The organism is Rhodococcus sp. APC 3903 (assembly GCF_030407755.1).
GTDB classification, from domain to species: Bacteria; Actinomycetota; Actinomycetes; order Mycobacteriales; family Mycobacteriaceae; genus Rhodococcus_F; species Rhodococcus_F erythropolis.
Map to the genome: position 1 here is coordinate 114,789 of NZ_JASDCV010000015.1, position 15,357 is coordinate 130,145.

Below are 15,357 nucleotides of genomic sequence, written 5' to 3' on the forward strand. Positions count from 1 at the left end.
CTTACATTACCGAGTCGACTGACATTAAATCCGCAGGTCAGTTGCGTAGAACTGACGCTGGAGACTCTGCGGAACTGTGTGCGGAGACGTGCTCCGGTTCGCGCCTGGTGGCCGGAACCAGAGTCAACAGAGTTGCCTCGGGGCGGCAGCAGAAGCGTGCCGGAGCCCACGGCGAAGTGCCGATGCCCGCGGAGACGTGCAGCTGGGTGTGCGCGCCCCACTTCGACGGCCCCTTGACCCGGGATCGATCGATCTGGCAGTTGGTGACCAACGCGCCGTAGAACGGAAGGCACAGCTGACCACCGTGCGTGTGGCCGGCGAGCACAAGGTCGTAACCGTCGTCGGCGAACCGATCGAGAACTCGAGGTTCGGGCGAGTGCGTCAGACCAAGCTTGAGCTGGGCGACGGGATTGGGTGTTCCGGCGACGGTGTCGTAGCGATCACGCTTCAGGTGCGGATCGTCGACGCCGGCGGCCGCGATGCGAATACCGGCCACTTCGAGTTCGCGGCGCACGTGGGTCATGTCCAGCCATCCACGTTCGGTGAACGCGGCCCGCAGATCGCCCCAGGGGAGGGGATCCCCGGTGATGCGCTTGTCCTTGTTGAAGATGTAGCTCAGTGGGTTCTTCGGTTTCGGAGCGAAGTAGTCGTTGCTGCCGAAGACGAACAGACCCGGCCGAGCCAACAGATCACCGAGCGCCTGGACCACTGCCGGGACGCTGCGCTGATGCGACAAGTTGTCGCCGGTGTTGACCACGAGGTCGGGGTCGAGGCCTTCGAGCTCACGCAACCAATTCTGTTTCAACCGTTGGTTCGGCATCATGTGCAGGTCGCTGAGATGGAGGACCCGCAGCGACGACGAACCGGGCGCCAGGACTGGCATCGTCACCTCACGCAGTGCAAATGCATTGCGTTCGATGCCGGATGCGTACCCGATCCCTAGTGCAGCGGCGCCCGCGGCACCAAGTGCGGTGCGGGTCAGATTGGTGCGGAACTGGGAAGACACCTCTCAAGGATACGGGTGTGGCGTTCTTCTGCGTCGCTCTCGCCGCCTTTTACAGCTATTCCACAGAGAATTGTGTCCGGGCGGAGGTAACTATCGGCACGCTCGAAACGCCGAGCGCGTAACGTTTCCACCATGTCCGACACGACACCATCGCTCAAAGCCACCCTCCGAACCGACATGGTTGCATCCATGAAGGCGAAGGATCCGCTACGTACAGCCACCCTTCGGATGCTCATGGCAGCCATCCAGACCGAAGAGGTAGCCGGTAAGGAAGCGCGCGTCCTCACCGACGAAGAAATCATCAAAGTCCTTGCAAAGGAATCGAAGAAGCGCGGCGAATCGGCCGAGATCTACACCGAGAACGGCCGCGGTGAGCTTGCCGCGAAAGAGCGCGCCGAAGCTCAGATCATCGACGAGTACCTGCCGACGCCGTTGACCGACGCCGAGCTTGTCGACGTCGTCGACACCGCCCTCGCTCAGGTGTCCGAGGAGCTCGGTGAGCGTCCGGGGATGCGCCAGATGGGCCAGGTCATCAAGGCCGCCAGCGCGCTGGCCAAGGGCAAGGCCGATGGCGCCCGTATCTCTGCAGCAGTGAAGTCCCGCCTGTAGAAGCGCGCCACCAGAATCGAAAACGGCCGCGATCTCCGAGTCACTCGGAGATCGCGGCCGTTATTGTTTTCAGAGCCGTCAGTTTTCAGGGCCGTCAGTTCGGCGGGGTCCCCGCAGGCGGTGCGGGTTCACCTCCGGGCGGAGTCGCATCCGGGGGAGTCGCGCCCGGTGCCGGAGCTGCTGGAGCTGCCGGGGATGCGGGTGCTGCCGGAGCCCTCACGGAACCGTCACTGATGTAGATCGTGACGGTCGAACCCGGGATCGCGGACCCGGACGGCGAAACTCCGGTGACCGTTCCCGCGCGTGCTCCGGACGCCGTGGTCACGGAATTGACCGTGAAGCCGGACGCCTGCAACCTCGACGTCGCCGCCGACTGGCTCAGTCCGACAACCTCGGGAACCTGGCCGTTCTGCGATCCCCTTGCGTACTTCTCGTCGATCGGAGGCAGCGAGGTGGGCCCGAAGTTGTTGGCGACCGGGTTCATTGCCGCGAACCAGGATCTCGCCGGTTCGGTACCGCCGTACAGGTTGCCGCTGTAGCAGGGGCGCAGCGGGCTCGAGCAGATCTCTCCCGGCGTCGGGGAGTCGCCGAAGATGTAGACAGCGGCAGCGAGGTTGTTGGTGAAGCCGAGGAACGCCGAGGACTTGTGGGTCTCGGTGGTACCCGTCTTGCCCGACATCGGCAGGCTCCATCCGGCGCTGCTTGCAGCTCCGGCAGACGTACCGGCGCCGACGTCGTCACGGCTCATGGCGTTGGCGAGTGTGTCTGCCAAGCCGGGCTCGACAACCTGCTCACAGCCCTGCTCGGTGACGGCCACAGGCTTGCCGTACCGGTCGAAGACCGAATCGATGGGACTCGGCGGGCACCACTTGCCGTGCGAGGCGAGAGTGGCCGCGACGTTGGAGAGTTCGAGTGGGTTGATCCAGGTGGGACCGAGGGTGAACGAACCGAGGTTCTGTTCCTTCTGGAAGTCGGCCATGCTGCGCTCGTCGAAGCCCGAGGTGTTGGGATCAGCGTACGAGCGCATGCCGAGACGGACGGCCATGTCGACGGTCGGCGTGACGCCGGTTGCCTCGATGAGCTTGACGAAAGCGGTGTTGGGGGACTGTGCCAGCGCGTCGGTCACCGACAGCGTCGGCGGGTAGTTGCCGGCGTTCTCCACGCAGTAAGTCGACACCGGGCAACCGGCCGCACCACCGCTACCCATGCCCTTGGCTTCGAATCGCTTGGGCACGTCGAGCGTCGCGTTGATACCGAGGCCCTTCTCCATCGCCGCAGCCGTCGTGAAGATCTTGAAGACGGAACCCGCACCGTCACCGGCAAGGGAGTACGGCTGTGCCTGGACGGTTTCGTCGGCGTCGGCGTTGAGTCCGTACGTGCGACTGCTGGCCATCGCGATGACCTTGTGTGAATCCTGGCCCGGCCTGATCACGTTCATCACGTTCGCGATGCCGTCGAGGTTGGCGCTCGCGTTCGCGTTCAGACCGGCCTTGGTGGACGCCTGGACCTGCGGATCGAGAGTGGTCTTGATGAGGTAACCACCCTCGTTGATCTGGTCGCGGGTGATTCCGGCGTCCGAGAGGTACTTCAGTGCGTAGTCACAGAAGAATCCGCGATCGCCTGCAGCGATGCAGCCGCGCGGCAAGTTGTTGGGGGTTTCCAGGACGCCGAGGGGCTCTTCCTTGGCTGCGCGGAACTCGTCGGCACGATCCGGAATGTTCGTGATCATGGTGTCGAGCACGGTGTTACGACGCTCGGTCACGCCCTCGACGTTCGTGTACGGGTTCAGTGCGGAGCTGGACTGAACCATGCCGGCAAGCATCGCCGACTGGGGAACGGTCAGATCTGCGGCATCGACGCCGAAGTAGGTCTGAGCGGCGTCCTGGATGCCGAAGGATCCGTTGCCGAACGGTACGAGGTTGAGGTACCGGGTGAGGATCTCGTCTTTCGTGAGTTCCTTGTCCAGCGTCAGGGCCATCCGGATCTCGCGGATCTTTCGGGCCGGGGTGGTCTCGATGGCAGCGCGGCGCTCGGCATCCGTCTTGGCCACGACCAACAGTTGGTAGTTCTTCACATACTGCTGATCGAGTGTCGACGCGCCCTGCTGCACTTCACCGGTCGTCGTGTTGGTGAGGAAGGCACGCAGCGTTCCCTGCCAGTCGACGCCCTTGTGGTCGGGGAACCGGCGGTCCTCGATGGAGACGATCGCCAACTTCATGTTGTTGGAGATCTTCTCGCTCGGGACTTCGAAGCGTCGTTGGTCGTAGAGCCAGGCAATGGGATTGCCTGCCGCATCGACCATGGTGGACACCGCGGGGACCGTGCCTTCGACCAGTTCGGCCGAGACGTTGTCGACGGTATCGGCGGCGCGGTTGGACGCGAATCCTAATCCGCCCGCCACTGGGAACATCACCCCTGCGACCAGGACACCCGCCAATGCGGAGCTTCCGGCGAGCTTCGCCACTGTTTTTGCAATCGACACGATCTACAGAGTACGTGTGCCCACCCATTGGAACCGGTTTCAGTGTTTTGGGGGTGTTCAAAACCTTCTGAACACGCGCTTTGTACTGCCGTACCAAAAAATGCTCCCGAGCGTCTTGCGTTAGGGCCGTTCTTTACCTAAATTGTGATCAGTGTGATCGACGTAACACTCGATCACGAATGTGTCTCAGCTTTCACCGTGCTACCGCGGGGACGGCTGAGATGGTGCGCTGCTCGCCCTATGGCGACGGTCAGACTTTGTAGAGGGGACCCAGAATGTACACAGCCACCCCGAGTAGCCGTTTGGACATCGAGCAGGCCGAGGCACGAATTGCCTGGGTAATTAAGGCACGATGCCGCGAGGTCGACCCCGACCAACTTTTTGTTCGTGGCGCCGCGCAGCGCAAGGCGGCCACCATCTGCCGTCACTGCCCGGTCCTCATGCAGTGCGGAGCAGATGCTCTCGACAATCGTGTCGAGTTCGGTGTGTGGGGCGGAATGACCGAGCGTCAGCGCCGTGCACTGCTCAAGCAGCACCCCGACGTCGACTCCTGGTCCGAGTTCTTCGAAGACCAGCGCCAGCATCACTCAGCAGTCTGATCCAGGCCGATCGGGGGGATCAGCCCTTACGAGTGAGCTGATCTCCCACCGCGCGCAGCGCCTCGAGGTCCGAGACCTCGAACGGTAGCGACGGAACACCGATCAGCGGCACCCTCGGGTGAGCTGCGGTGAATCGACTCAGCAAGGCGATCTCCCGCTTCGCGATCACTGCCCGATGGGCATGGATGCGGAGAACGGCTGCGGTGAGGGCTTCGGCCTCGGTCGCACTTTCCTTCGCTTCCAGTTTGTCGGCGGCGGTCACCGCATGATCGGCAGGCAGAGCCGTCAATGTCGGGTGCGTGCGGTTGAGAACCAGACCGGCCAACGGCATCGAGTCGCCCGCAAGGCGATCGACGAAGAACGCCGCCTCTCGCAGAGCGTCGGGTTCGGCCGCTGCGATCACCAGGAAATGAGTCCCCGGCTGACGTAGCAACTCGTAGGTCTTCGTTGCGCGTTCACGGAAACCGCCGAACATCGAGTCGAGCGACTGCACGAATGCCGATGCATCCGAAAGCATTTGGCTTCCCACGATGGTAGAGACACCCTTCAGTGCCAATCCCATCGCGCCGGCCACGAGCCTGGTCAGGCCACGGCCGGGTGCGGAGAGCAGCCGGATCATCCGTCCGTCGAGGAACGTGCCGAGCCTCTGCGGGGCGTCGAGGAAGTCGAGCGCATTGCGCGACGGCGGGGTATCGACGATCACCAGATCCCACGCGTCGTTCGACGCCAGCTGCCCCAACTTCTCCATCGCCATGTACTCCTGCGTTCCGGAGAACGATGTGGCAACGGTTTGATAGAAGGGATTCGCCAGGATCTGCTCGGCCTTCTCAGGGCTCGAATGCTCGATGACCATCTCGTCGAAAGTCCGACGCATGTTCAGCATCATCGCGTGTAGTTCGCCCGTGGCCTCGGGACCCAGCTTCACCGGCTGCGGAGTGTTGTCGAGTTCGGCCACACCCAAGGCCTGTGCGAGGCGGCGGGCCGGATCGATGGTGAGGACGACTACGCGTCGGCCCTCTTCGGCTGCACGCAACGCCAGCGACGCGGCCGTCGTGGTCTTGCCGACGCCGCCTGCGCCGCAACACACCACGATTCGGGCTGTCGGGTCCTTGATGATCGCCGAAATATCGAGGGCTGGAGCTGCGCGTCGGCCGGTCCTGGAACTGCCGACCGTCACGTTCTCGGTGGTCTCGGTCATCACACGCCCTGTTCCGTGAGGTATTCGGCAAGCTCGTACAGCCCGCCGAGATCGACGCCGTCGGCGAGTGCGGGAAGTTGCACCCGAGCCCCGTCGATCTCGCGGAGCTTCTCGGCGCTGGATTCTTGAGCTTCGAGCACCGACGCGTGCTCGATCGTCTCGGTGAGCAGGCCTGCGAAGTCGTCGTCGGACAGATCGATGCCGACGTCCGAGAGTGTCGACCGGATCGAAGCCGCGTCGATATCGCCGGCAGCGGCACCGGAGAGTTGGTCTTCGGGCAAGAACCTCGGGCTGGCGCGGTTGACGATGATGGCACCGAGGTTGAGGTCGTCGCGCGCCAGTTCTGCGGCGGCGTCGGCAGTTTCCTGAACGGGCAGCGCTTCGAGAAGTGCAACCAGATGTACGACGGTCTCCGGCGAGTGCAGCAGCCGAACGACGCCTTCACTCTGGGAGTGCACCGGGCCGCCCTTGGCGAGATCGGCCATCGCCTTGGTGACGTCGAGGAAGCTGCCGATTCGTCCGGTCGGGGGAGCGTCGACGACAACGGCGTCGTACACGCGCTTGCCGGTTCGATCGGTGCGGATGACGCACTCCTTGATCTTGCCGGTGAGCAGAACGTCGCGAAGGCCGGGAGCGATGGTGGTGGCGAATTCGATGGCGCCGAACTTACGCATCGCCCGGCCGGCGAAGCCGAGGTTGTAGAACATTTCGAGGTATTCGAGGAACGCGGTCTCGATGTCGACGGCCAGAGCCATCACTTCACCGCCACCTTCGGCGGCCGCGACTTTGGTCTCCTGCGGTGGAAGCGGCGGTACGTCGAAGAGCTGCGCGATTCCCTGGCGGCCCTCGACCTCCACGAGGAGAACGCGCTTGCCGCCTTCGGCCAACGCGAGCGCCAACGCGGCGGCAACCGTGGACTTACCGGTTCCGCCTTTACCCGACACAAAGTGCAGGCGGGCCTTTGTCGCAGACTCGGGCCAGGTCCTGCTCAGCTCATCTTGGGATGCAACCACACCGCGAGCCTATAAGTCTGGGGCCGAAGATGTACGCGGGATAGGCTCACCGCATGAGCGAAATAACTTCCTGGGAATACACCGTGACTCCGTTGCTGGTCCACAATCCGAAGGCAATTCTCGACAACTGGGGTGTCGACGGCTGGGAACTCGTGGCAGTCCTGCCGAGCGCGTCGGGCGAGCAGCACGTCGCGTACATGAAGCGTCCGAAGGGCTGAATCACATGGCAGAGGCAACACAGACCTGGTCGGAGCGTCTCGCCGAACTGGGCATTGCACTTCCCGCCGTCGCGGCACCGGTTGCTGCGTACGTTCCCGCGGTTCGCAGCGGCAACCACGTGTACACGTCGGGTCAGCTCCCGTTCGTCGACGGAAAACTGGCGCTGACCGGCAAGCTCGGTGCGGGCGTGTCGGATGACGACGCCAAGGCTGCGGCTCGCACCTGCGCGCTCAACGCTCTCGCTGCCATCGACGCCCTGGTCGGCATCGACAACGTCGTTCGCGTTGTCAAGGTTGTCGGCTTCGTGGCATCCGCCGAAGGATTCACCGGTCAGCCCGGCGTGATCAACGGCGCTTCCGAATTCCTCGGTGAGGTGCTCGGCGACGCCGGTATCCATGCTCGTTCGGCAGTCGGCGTGGCAGAGCTTCCCCTCGGCTCTCCGGTCGAGGTGGAACTGATCGTCGAAGTTCGCTGATGTCGACGGTCCATCCCGCCTACGCGCAGCTTCGCCGCGTCACCGACATCGCTTCGGTCTTGCTCGAGAACAACCCGGGCATGATGACGCTGGACGGTACGAACACCTGGATTCTGCATGCTCCCGGCAGCGTCGAGTGTGTAGTCGTCGATCCAGGCGACAACGACGAGGAACACCTGCAACGTGTCGCTGGTATCGGTCCGGTTGCGCTGACCTTGATCACGCACCGGCACTACGACCACACCGGCGGGGTGGACCGTTTCCATGAATTGACCTCGGCTCCAGTGCGTTCCGTAGATCCCGCTTTTCTGCGCGGGGGTGCTTCGGCGCTTGTCGACGGTGAAGTGATCGAGGTGGCGGGTCTGAAGCTGCGGATCCTCGCGACTCCGGGACACACCGCTGACTCGGTGTCGATAGTCATCGAGAACGATGCGAGCGTGCTGACGGGCGACACCATTCTCGGCCGCGGCACAGCAGTTCTGGACGACTCCGACGGCGATCTGGGGGATTACCTCACATCACTGCGGTCGTTGGCCGCACTCGGCGAAGGACTGACGGTTCTTCCCGGGCACGGTCCGGACCTGCCCGATCTGCAGGCGATTTCGCAGCAGTACCTCGCTCACCGCGAGGAGCGTCTAGCCCAGGTGCGGGACGCTCTGACGACGTTGGGGGAGTCGGCATCGGTGCGCGAGGTTGTCGAGCACGTCTACTCCGACGTCGACCCGAAGCTGTGGCCGGTGGCGGAGAAATCCGTCAACGTGCAGTTGGCGTATCTGCGCCGCTGAGGCGCTCGGCGCCGACATTCTGCGCCGCTGAGGCGCTCGGCGCCGACATGAAGAGTTGAGTTGTGTAGCCGAACTGCCGCCATCTATGCCGATCGAGGTATAGCTGGCGGCAGTTTTTGCATTTGTTTGATATGGGTCACGGGCCAATAGTTAGTCCATGACCTCACAATGCGACGGATGGATCCGCAATTACGTGGACGGCTCCTATGTCGAACCCGACGAGTCGTCGAGCTTCGATCAGGTCGACCCAGCAACGGGCCGTGTTCTCGCCCGGGTCCACGAGGCCGACAAGGCCCTGGTCGATCGGGCCGTGACCTCTGCCAGACGTGCTCTGGACAACGGTTGGGCCGATACGCCGGTCCGCGAGCGGACGGCTCTGCTGCGACGCGCCGCCGACCGGATCGAGGAGCGATTCGAAGAGTTCGTCGCCGCAGAAATGGCGGACACCGGCAAGCCGATCACACAGGCACGCGAACTCGACGTCGCGCGCGCCCTGACGAACTTCCGCACTTTCGCCGACATCGTCGCCGCGGCCGGACAGGAATCGTTTGTCACGGATCTCGCGGGTGGCAAGCAGGCGTTGAACTACGCGATCCGCAAGCCGCTCGGCGTGGTCGCTGTCATCGTTCCCTGGAACCTGCCGTTGCTTCTCCTGACCTGGAAGGTTGCGCCCGCGCTCGCGTGCGGGAACTCCGTGGTGGTCAAGCCCTCCGAGGAAACCCCAGCGACGGCGTCGTTGCTTGCCGAGGTACTCGAAGAAGTCGGCCTGCCTGCCGGTGTCTACAACGTCGTCCACGGGTTCGGTGCGAACTCCGCCGGCGAGTTCCTCACCACGCACCCCGGCATCGACGGTGTCACCTTCACCGGATCTTCGGCAACCGGTTCCCATGTCATGAAAACCGTTGCGCCGCGAGTCCGTCCGGTCTCGTTCGAACTCGGTGGCAAGAACGCCGCGATCGTCTTCGACGACGTCGACATCGACGAAGCGTTGACGGGTCTGACCAAGTCGGTGTTCACCAACACCGGCCAGGTCTGCCTGTGCACCGAACGGGTGTACGTGCACCGCAGTATTTTCGACGACATCGCCGGTGGACTCGTCGAGCGGGCAGCAGGATTGCGTCTGGGCGACCCGACGCTCGATGCAACGACGACTGGACCGCTCATTTCGCAGGCGCACCGGAAGAAGGTTCTCGACTACTTCGAGATCGCCGAGCAGGAAGGCGCGAAAGTGCTGACCGGCGGCGGTATTCCGGACCTCGGACAGGAACTGTCGGGCGGATCGTGGATCGAACCCACCCTGTGGACTGGCTTGACCAACAAGGATCGCGTCGTGCGCGAGGAGATCTTCGGACCCGTCGCAGCACTCATTCCGTTCGAGACCGAAGCCGAGGCGATCGCCCTGGCAAACGACACCGAGTACGGCCTCGCTGCCTCCGTGTGGACCAACGACCTGCGCCGCGGACACCGCGTCGCGCAGAAGATGAACGTCGGAATCTCCTGGGTCAACACGTGGTTCACCCGCGAACTGCGATCTCCCTTCGGCGGTATGGGCCTGTCCGGCATCGGACGTGAGGGTGGCGAGTCCTCGCTGCACTTCTACACCGAACCGACGAATGTATGTGTGCAACTGTGAACATCGAAACCGCAAAAGTTTTCCAGAAATGAGCGAGGCGTGATGACAGCCCCCGAAGACACCGTATCCGCGCTCGCGCGTCGCCTCGACGACGCTGCGCAGACTCGCACCGACACCCCGAGCCTCGCCGACGAATACACCATCGACATCGACGAGGCCTACCGGATCCAGAACGAACTCCTCGAACGACGAACCAGCCGTGGCGAATCGATTGTGGGTATCAAGCTCGGCTTCACAAGCCAAGCGAAGATGGCGCAGATGGGTGTCTCCGAAGTGATCGTCGGTCAGTTGACCGACGCGATGTGCGTGAGCAACGGCGGCGAAGTCGACCTGAGGACGTTCATTCATCCCAAGATCGAACCCGAAGTGGCATACCGCCTGTCGAAGGACGTCGATCTCGACGATCCGAACGTCGACATCGAAACCTGCGTCGACGCACTGGCTCCCGCTATGGAGATCATCGACTCGCGCTACCGCGACTTCCGCTTCACCTACACCGACGTCGTCGCTGACAACACCAGCGCTGCCGGGTATGTGATCGGGCGGTGGCTGCCGCTACAGAACGTCGAAGACCGTTCCGTACGTATGGAGGTCGGCGGCGAGACGGTAGTCGGTTCCACGTCGGCCATTCTCGGCGATCCGGCGCGCGCTTTGCATGCCCTGCTCGACATCGCCCGCCGACGCCGAATTCCGTTGCGCGCCGGTCAGGTAATTCTGGCCGGTGCCGCCACAGCAGCTGTGCGACTCGACGAGGGCGTCGCACAGTGCACGATCGACGGACTCGGAACCGTCACGGTGAAAGGTGTGAAGCGATGAGTGGGGCGCAGGTCATCGAGAAGCTGGCGAAGCCGCGCGGAAAGTTCCCCCACGTCAAGGTGGTCGGCGATTTCGTCTATGTCTCCGGGACCAGTTCGCGTCGACCCGACAACACGTTTGTCGGCGTCGAGGTCGACGAGATGGGGACGACGGCGCTCGACATTCGGGCGCAGACGCGTGCCGTCATCGAAAACATCGCGGCAATCCTCGCCGAAGTGGGTGGAGAACTCAGTGATCTGGTTCAGGTCACCTCCTACCTGGTGTCCATGAACGACTTCGGTGGATACAACGAGGTGTACGCCGAACTGTTCGACGAAAACGGTCCGACGAGAACGACTGTGGCTGTTCACCAACTGCCCCACCCGCATCTGCTCATCGAAATTTCCGGCGTGGCGTACGTGCCGGCCTCCAAGCGCTCAGCGTCCGAAGATACGGAGAATGCATCATGACCACGATTCCTCCCGTCATCGACTTCAAGAAGTGGATCGACGACAACCGCCACCTGCTGCAGCCGCCTGTCAACAATCAGACGATGGCGCTCGGAGACGACTTCATCGTGCAGGTCGTCGGCGGACCGAACCAGCGGACCGACTACCACCTCGATCCGTACGAGGAGTGGTTCTACCAGCTCGAAGGCGACATCCACGTCAACGTCATGACCGAGGACGGTCCTCAGCGTGTCGACATTCGTGAGGGCGAAACCTGGTTGCTGCCGGGAGACATTCCGCATTCGCCGCAGCGTCCCACCGCGGGCTCCATCGGCCTGGTCATCGAACGCGTCCGCAAGGAAGGCACGCTCGAGAAGTTCCAGTGGTACTGCCTCGAATGCGATCACAAGATTCACGAGGTCGAACTTCAGGTGCGCGACATCGTGGCCGACCTTCCGCCGGTGTTCGTCAAGTTCTACGAGAGCGAAGAAGCCCGCACGTGTGACAAGTGCGGCACGCTCCATCCCGGCAAGGGCTGAGTGATGAGCAACCTGATCGACATCCACACCCACTACGTGCCCAACGGGTGGCCGGATCTGACCGAAGACGCGGGGCCGCAAGCGCCGTGGCTGAAGGTCGAGTCGGAGACCGAAGCCATGATCATGATGGGCACCAAGGAGTTCCGCCGCATCCAGTCCGATGCCTGGGACGCCGAGGTGCGGCTTCGGGACATGGATGCCGACGGCGTGCACACGCAGGTCGTCTCGCCGACGCCGGCATTCTTCAATTACGGCCGAAGCGGCGAGCAGGCAAGTCGCATCGCACGGATCTTCAACGACCTCGCGCTCGAGATCGTGGAGCCGGCGAAGGATCGGTTGATTCCGTTCTGCCAGGTGCCTCTGCAAGACACCGACGCAGCGTGCCGTGAGCTCGAGCGGTGCATCGCGAACGGGCACCGCGGTGTCGAGATCGGCAATCATGTGGGCGATCTGGACCTCGACAGCGAGGGCGTGGTGACGTTTCTCCAGCACTGCGCGTCGCTTGACGTGCCGGTATTCGTGCACCCGTGGGACATGGCCAACTCTCCGCGCCTCGATCGCTGGATGGCGCAGTGGCTCACCGCGATGCCGGCCGAAACGCATCTGTCGATACTCGCGCTGATTCTCGGTGGGGTGTTCGACAAGATCGACGATCGTCTCAAGATCGGATTTGCGCACGGTGGTGGATCTTTCGCGTTCTGGTTGGGCCGGATGGAAAACGCCTGGCACGGCCGCAACGACATCATCGGTACGTCGGAGTTCCCGCCTTCGCATTACCTGGGTAGGTTCTACGTGGATTCCGTCGTCTTCGACGAGCGCGCACTGCGACTGCTGGTGGACACGGTGGGGGTGGACCGTGTGATGGTGGGTAGTGATTACCCGTACCCCTTGGGGGAGCGTCCGGTCGGTGAGGTGGTTCGCAAAAGTGAGTTCTTGGACGATACTGCGCGCCAACTGATTTCGCGGGGGAATGCCGAACGCTTCCTGGGTCTCGTCTGAGACCCCGGCTATACCCTTTCCGGTATGGCGGACGGTGAATTCGGCATTTGTGAGTCATGTCTCGAGCGAGCACAATTCCAAACACAACGATCGACGACGCTCGTGATACCGACAATCCCGAAGACGGGGTCGGTGACTACAGATTTCATCGTCCGCCTGCCCCATCCAATCGATAGGTTCCGCGATGTCAGACAAGATATCCAACAGCACAACGAGTGACGGAAAGCCGTTGCCGGAGAAAGCTGCCCGTAGCCGAGTTGCCATGGCAACTCTGGCCGGCACAACTCTCGAATGGTACGACTTCTTCCTCTACGGCACAGCCGCCGCGCTGATCTTCAACAAACAATTCTTTCCGAGCCTGAGCCCCACGGCCGGCACGCTGGCTGCCTTCAGCACCTTCGCCGTCGGATTCATCGCACGGCCGGTAGGTGGGCTCGTGTTCGGGCACTTCGGTGACCGGATCGGACGCAAGGCCACACTCGTGGTCTCCCTGGTGATGATGGGCGTCGGGTCCACACTCATCGGCCTCATCCCGAACTACGATTCCATCGGATTCTGGGCGCCCGTCCTCCTGGTGGCCATGCGCGTCGTTCAGGGCATCGGTCTGGGCGGTGAAGGCGCCGGTGCGACACTCATGTCGATGGAGCACGCGCCGGCAGGGCAGAAGAATCGTTATGCAGGTTTCCCGCAGATGGGCACACCCGCCGGACTGGTTCTCGCCAACGGCATCTTCCTGACGACCAACGCCGTGATGTCGGACTCGGCATTCGCTTCGTGGGGTTGGCGAATCCCGTTCCTGCTCAGCTTCGTTCTGGTGGCGATCGGTCTGGTGATTCGCCTGCGCGTCACCGAGTCGCCGTCATTCGCCGGGATCATGGAGAAGGGCGAAATAGTCCGCTTCCCGCTGCGTGAGTCGCTCAAGGTCGGCTTCCCCCGTTTGTCTCTCACGCTTGCCGCGTGCTTGGCGAACTCCGCCGTGGCGTACGCCTTCATGGTGTTCACCCTGTCGTACGGAACTCAACATCTGGGCTACGACAAGCAATTCCTGGTGCTCAGCGTGACCGCGGCCGCAGTCCTGTGGTTCCTTTCCATCCCGTTCTGGACCAAGATCGCTGACAAGTACGGGCGTCGACACATGTTCATCGGCGGATCAGCCGCAATCCTGTTGTGGTGCATCGTGTTCTTCCCGCTACTGAACACCGAGAACAAAGTGGTCGCTGTCATCGCGTTCCTGGGTATGGGTCTGATCGTGCCGGTCACCCACTGCGTTCAGGGCAGCATCATCGCCGATACCTTCCCGGCCAAGGTCCGCTACTCCGGTTCGTCTCTGATCCTTCAGAGTGGTGCGATTCTCGGCGGTGGACTGGCGCCGATGATCGCCACCGCACTGCTGGACGCCACCGGGTCTTCGGTAGGCGTCACCTGGTACCTCGCCTCGATATGCACAATCAGCCTGGTCGGCGCCATCGCACTGTTCAAGATTGTCCCCGATTCGTCGCGGGGCTTGGAACACGAGGAGATTCGCGTCTCCGAAAACGCCTGAGTACTGGATTGATCCGACATCGGCCCGTTCCCCCTCGCGGGGAACGGGCCGATCGGCGTTTCACGGTCGCATGAGCTCAGCTGCAAAGGACTCCAGCGTCGCGATCAGGGCCTGTGCGGACGGGCTCGACGTGCGAGTCGCCGAGGAAGTGATGCCGACGCTGTGCCCGATCGGATCGAGTGTGATGGACAGGGTGGTCAAGCGCGCGTCGTCGCGGGGGATGAGGCTCGGTAGGACCGCGATCATGTCGGTCTCGACCAGCAGCTGGCGCACGGTGAGGAAAGAGGTTGCCTCGACGCGGTTTTCGGGCAACGGCAGGCTGTTGCGGGCGAAGAACTCCTCGAGCTCGCGGCGGAGCACTGTCTCGACCCCGGGAAGGATCCAGGGGAAGCCGCGTAGTTCTTCGAGTTGGACGTCCTCGCGGTGAGCGAGCGGGTGATCCACGCGGGTGACGAGTTCGACGGACTCCGCGTAGAGGTTCCGTCTTATCGCGGTGTCATCGGTAGGTGAGGTGAGCCGGCCGACGATCAGATCGATTCGGCCCGCTTCCAGATCGGTGAGCAACTGTTCGGGCGTGCCTTCGCGCACGATGACGGTGAGCAGCGGGTGGTGAACCTTCAGACGCGCGATAGCGCCGGGAAGCAGCACGTTGGATCCGGCGAGATGTGTTCCCACGATGACGGTTCCGCGATTGGCGTCGGCAAGTTCGACGACGTGCCGCCCGGCTTCGGTCAGCTGCGCGATCACGGCCCGCGCATGAGTTGTGAAGGCCTCGCCGAAAATGGTCGGGGTGATTCCGCGTGGGCCGCGGTCGAAGAGCGAGACACCGAGAATGGACTCGATGTCGTGCAGACTGCGGGTCGCGACGGGTTGTGTGATGTGAAGTGCGGCAGCGGCGCCGACCACGCTGCCCTGACGGCTCAATGCGTCGACGAGCAGGAGATGGCGGAGTTTGAGTCGCCCGTCGAGGAGCTTGGGCATGTCCATGGAGCAATCCTAGACGGGATTGCCGC

General features: G+C 63.0%; 16 protein-coding genes. 11 read left to right on the forward strand and 5 right to left on the reverse strand.

Going from position 1 to position 15,357, the window contains the following annotated elements; all coding sequences use genetic code 11:
- Positions 1–37: 37 nt before the first annotated feature.
- On the reverse strand, positions 38–1,006 hold the full coding sequence (locus tag QMA15_RS21520) for a metallophosphoesterase (RefSeq protein WP_003943461.1): 969 nt from the start codon (positions 1,004–1,006) through the stop codon (positions 38–40).
- Between the two features lie 132 nt (positions 1,007–1,138).
- Between QMA15_RS21520 and QMA15_RS21525 the strand changes: the two genes are divergently transcribed.
- Entirely contained in the window at positions 1,139–1,615 is a 477-nt protein-coding gene (locus tag QMA15_RS21525; RefSeq protein ID WP_003943491.1) for a GatB/YqeY domain-containing protein, read from the forward strand.
- A gap of 94 nt (positions 1,616–1,709) precedes the next feature.
- On the opposite strand, the gene QMA15_RS21530 is transcribed toward QMA15_RS21525, so the two are convergent.
- Complete coding sequence (locus QMA15_RS21530) at positions 1,710–4,079, reverse strand: transglycosylase domain-containing protein (RefSeq protein WP_279163205.1); 2,370 nt, start codon at positions 4,077–4,079, stop codon at positions 1,710–1,712.
- Between the two features lie 293 nt (positions 4,080–4,372).
- On the opposite strand from QMA15_RS21530, the gene QMA15_RS21535 reads away from it, so the two are divergent.
- Positions 4,373–4,696, forward strand: a complete 324-nt coding sequence (locus tag QMA15_RS21535; protein WP_290286377.1) for a WhiB family transcriptional regulator — start codon at positions 4,373–4,375, stop codon at positions 4,694–4,696.
- Positions 4,697–4,715: 19 nt separating this feature from the next.
- Here the strand turns inward: QMA15_RS21535 and QMA15_RS21540 are convergent, their stop codons facing one another.
- Together QMA15_RS21540 and QMA15_RS21545 are read right to left on the reverse strand one after the other, a co-directional pair.
- Positions 4,716–5,894: an ArsA family ATPase gene (locus tag QMA15_RS21540; RefSeq protein ID WP_029254327.1), complete on the reverse strand. Its 1,179-nt coding sequence runs from the start codon at positions 5,892–5,894 to the stop codon at positions 4,716–4,718.
- The gene (locus tag QMA15_RS21545) at positions 5,894–6,907 is read right to left on the reverse strand and encodes an ArsA-related P-loop ATPase (RefSeq protein ID WP_019746607.1); all 1,014 of its coding nucleotides are present in this window, start codon (positions 6,905–6,907) and stop codon (positions 5,894–5,896) included. Before QMA15_RS21545 ends, QMA15_RS21540 begins: the two co-directional genes overlap by 1 nt.
- 53 nt (positions 6,908–6,960) lie before the next feature.
- Between QMA15_RS21545 and QMA15_RS21550 the strand changes: the two genes are divergently transcribed.
- The 9 genes from QMA15_RS21550 (at position 6,961) to QMA15_RS21590 (ending at position 14,344) form a co-directional block, all read left to right on the forward strand.
- Positions 6,961–7,125 carry a hypothetical protein gene (locus tag QMA15_RS21550; protein WP_003943454.1) on the forward strand — a complete coding sequence of 55 codons (165 nt, stop codon included), beginning with the start codon at positions 6,961–6,963 and terminating at the stop codon, positions 7,123–7,125.
- Between the two features lie 5 nt (positions 7,126–7,130).
- Entirely contained in the window at positions 7,131–7,601 is a 471-nt protein-coding gene (locus QMA15_RS21555; protein ID WP_019746608.1) for a RidA family protein, read from the forward strand.
- Complete coding sequence (locus QMA15_RS21560) at positions 7,601–8,386, forward strand: MBL fold metallo-hydrolase (protein ID WP_019746609.1); 786 nt, start codon at positions 7,601–7,603, stop codon at positions 8,384–8,386. Before QMA15_RS21555 ends, QMA15_RS21560 begins: the two co-directional genes overlap by 1 nt.
- Before the next feature lie 157 nt (positions 8,387–8,543).
- Complete coding sequence (locus tag QMA15_RS21565; RefSeq protein ID WP_020905966.1) at positions 8,544–10,019, forward strand: 2-hydroxymuconic semialdehyde dehydrogenase; 1,476 nt, start codon at positions 8,544–8,546, stop codon at positions 10,017–10,019.
- Positions 10,020–10,061: 42 nt separating this feature from the next.
- Positions 10,062–10,835, forward strand: a complete 774-nt coding sequence (locus QMA15_RS21570) for a fumarylacetoacetate hydrolase family protein (RefSeq protein ID WP_042950503.1) — start codon at positions 10,062–10,064, stop codon at positions 10,833–10,835.
- Positions 10,832–11,284, forward strand: coding sequence for a RidA family protein (locus QMA15_RS21575; RefSeq protein ID WP_019746612.1), 453 nt, complete (start codon positions 10,832–10,834; stop codon positions 11,282–11,284). The genes QMA15_RS21570 and QMA15_RS21575 overlap by 4 nt, the downstream gene beginning before the upstream one ends.
- A complete protein-coding gene (locus QMA15_RS21580; protein WP_003943511.1) occupies positions 11,281–11,802 on the forward strand; it encodes a 3-hydroxyanthranilate 3,4-dioxygenase in 522 nt (173 codons plus the stop codon). Before QMA15_RS21575 ends, QMA15_RS21580 begins: the two co-directional genes overlap by 4 nt.
- Before the next feature lie 3 nt (positions 11,803–11,805).
- The gene (locus QMA15_RS21585) at positions 11,806–12,801 is read left to right on the forward strand and encodes an amidohydrolase family protein (RefSeq protein ID WP_020968257.1); all 996 of its coding nucleotides are present in this window, start codon (positions 11,806–11,808) and stop codon (positions 12,799–12,801) included.
- 184 nt (positions 12,802–12,985) lie between these two features.
- A complete protein-coding gene (locus QMA15_RS21590; protein ID WP_019746615.1) occupies positions 12,986–14,344 on the forward strand; it encodes an MFS transporter in 1,359 nt (452 codons plus the stop codon).
- Between the two features lie 60 nt (positions 14,345–14,404).
- On the opposite strand, the gene QMA15_RS21595 is transcribed toward QMA15_RS21590, so the two are convergent.
- Positions 14,405–15,331: a LysR substrate-binding domain-containing protein gene (locus QMA15_RS21595; protein WP_019746616.1), complete on the reverse strand. Its 927-nt coding sequence runs from the start codon at positions 15,329–15,331 to the stop codon at positions 14,405–14,407.
- Between the last annotated feature and the right edge of the window lie 26 nt (positions 15,332–15,357).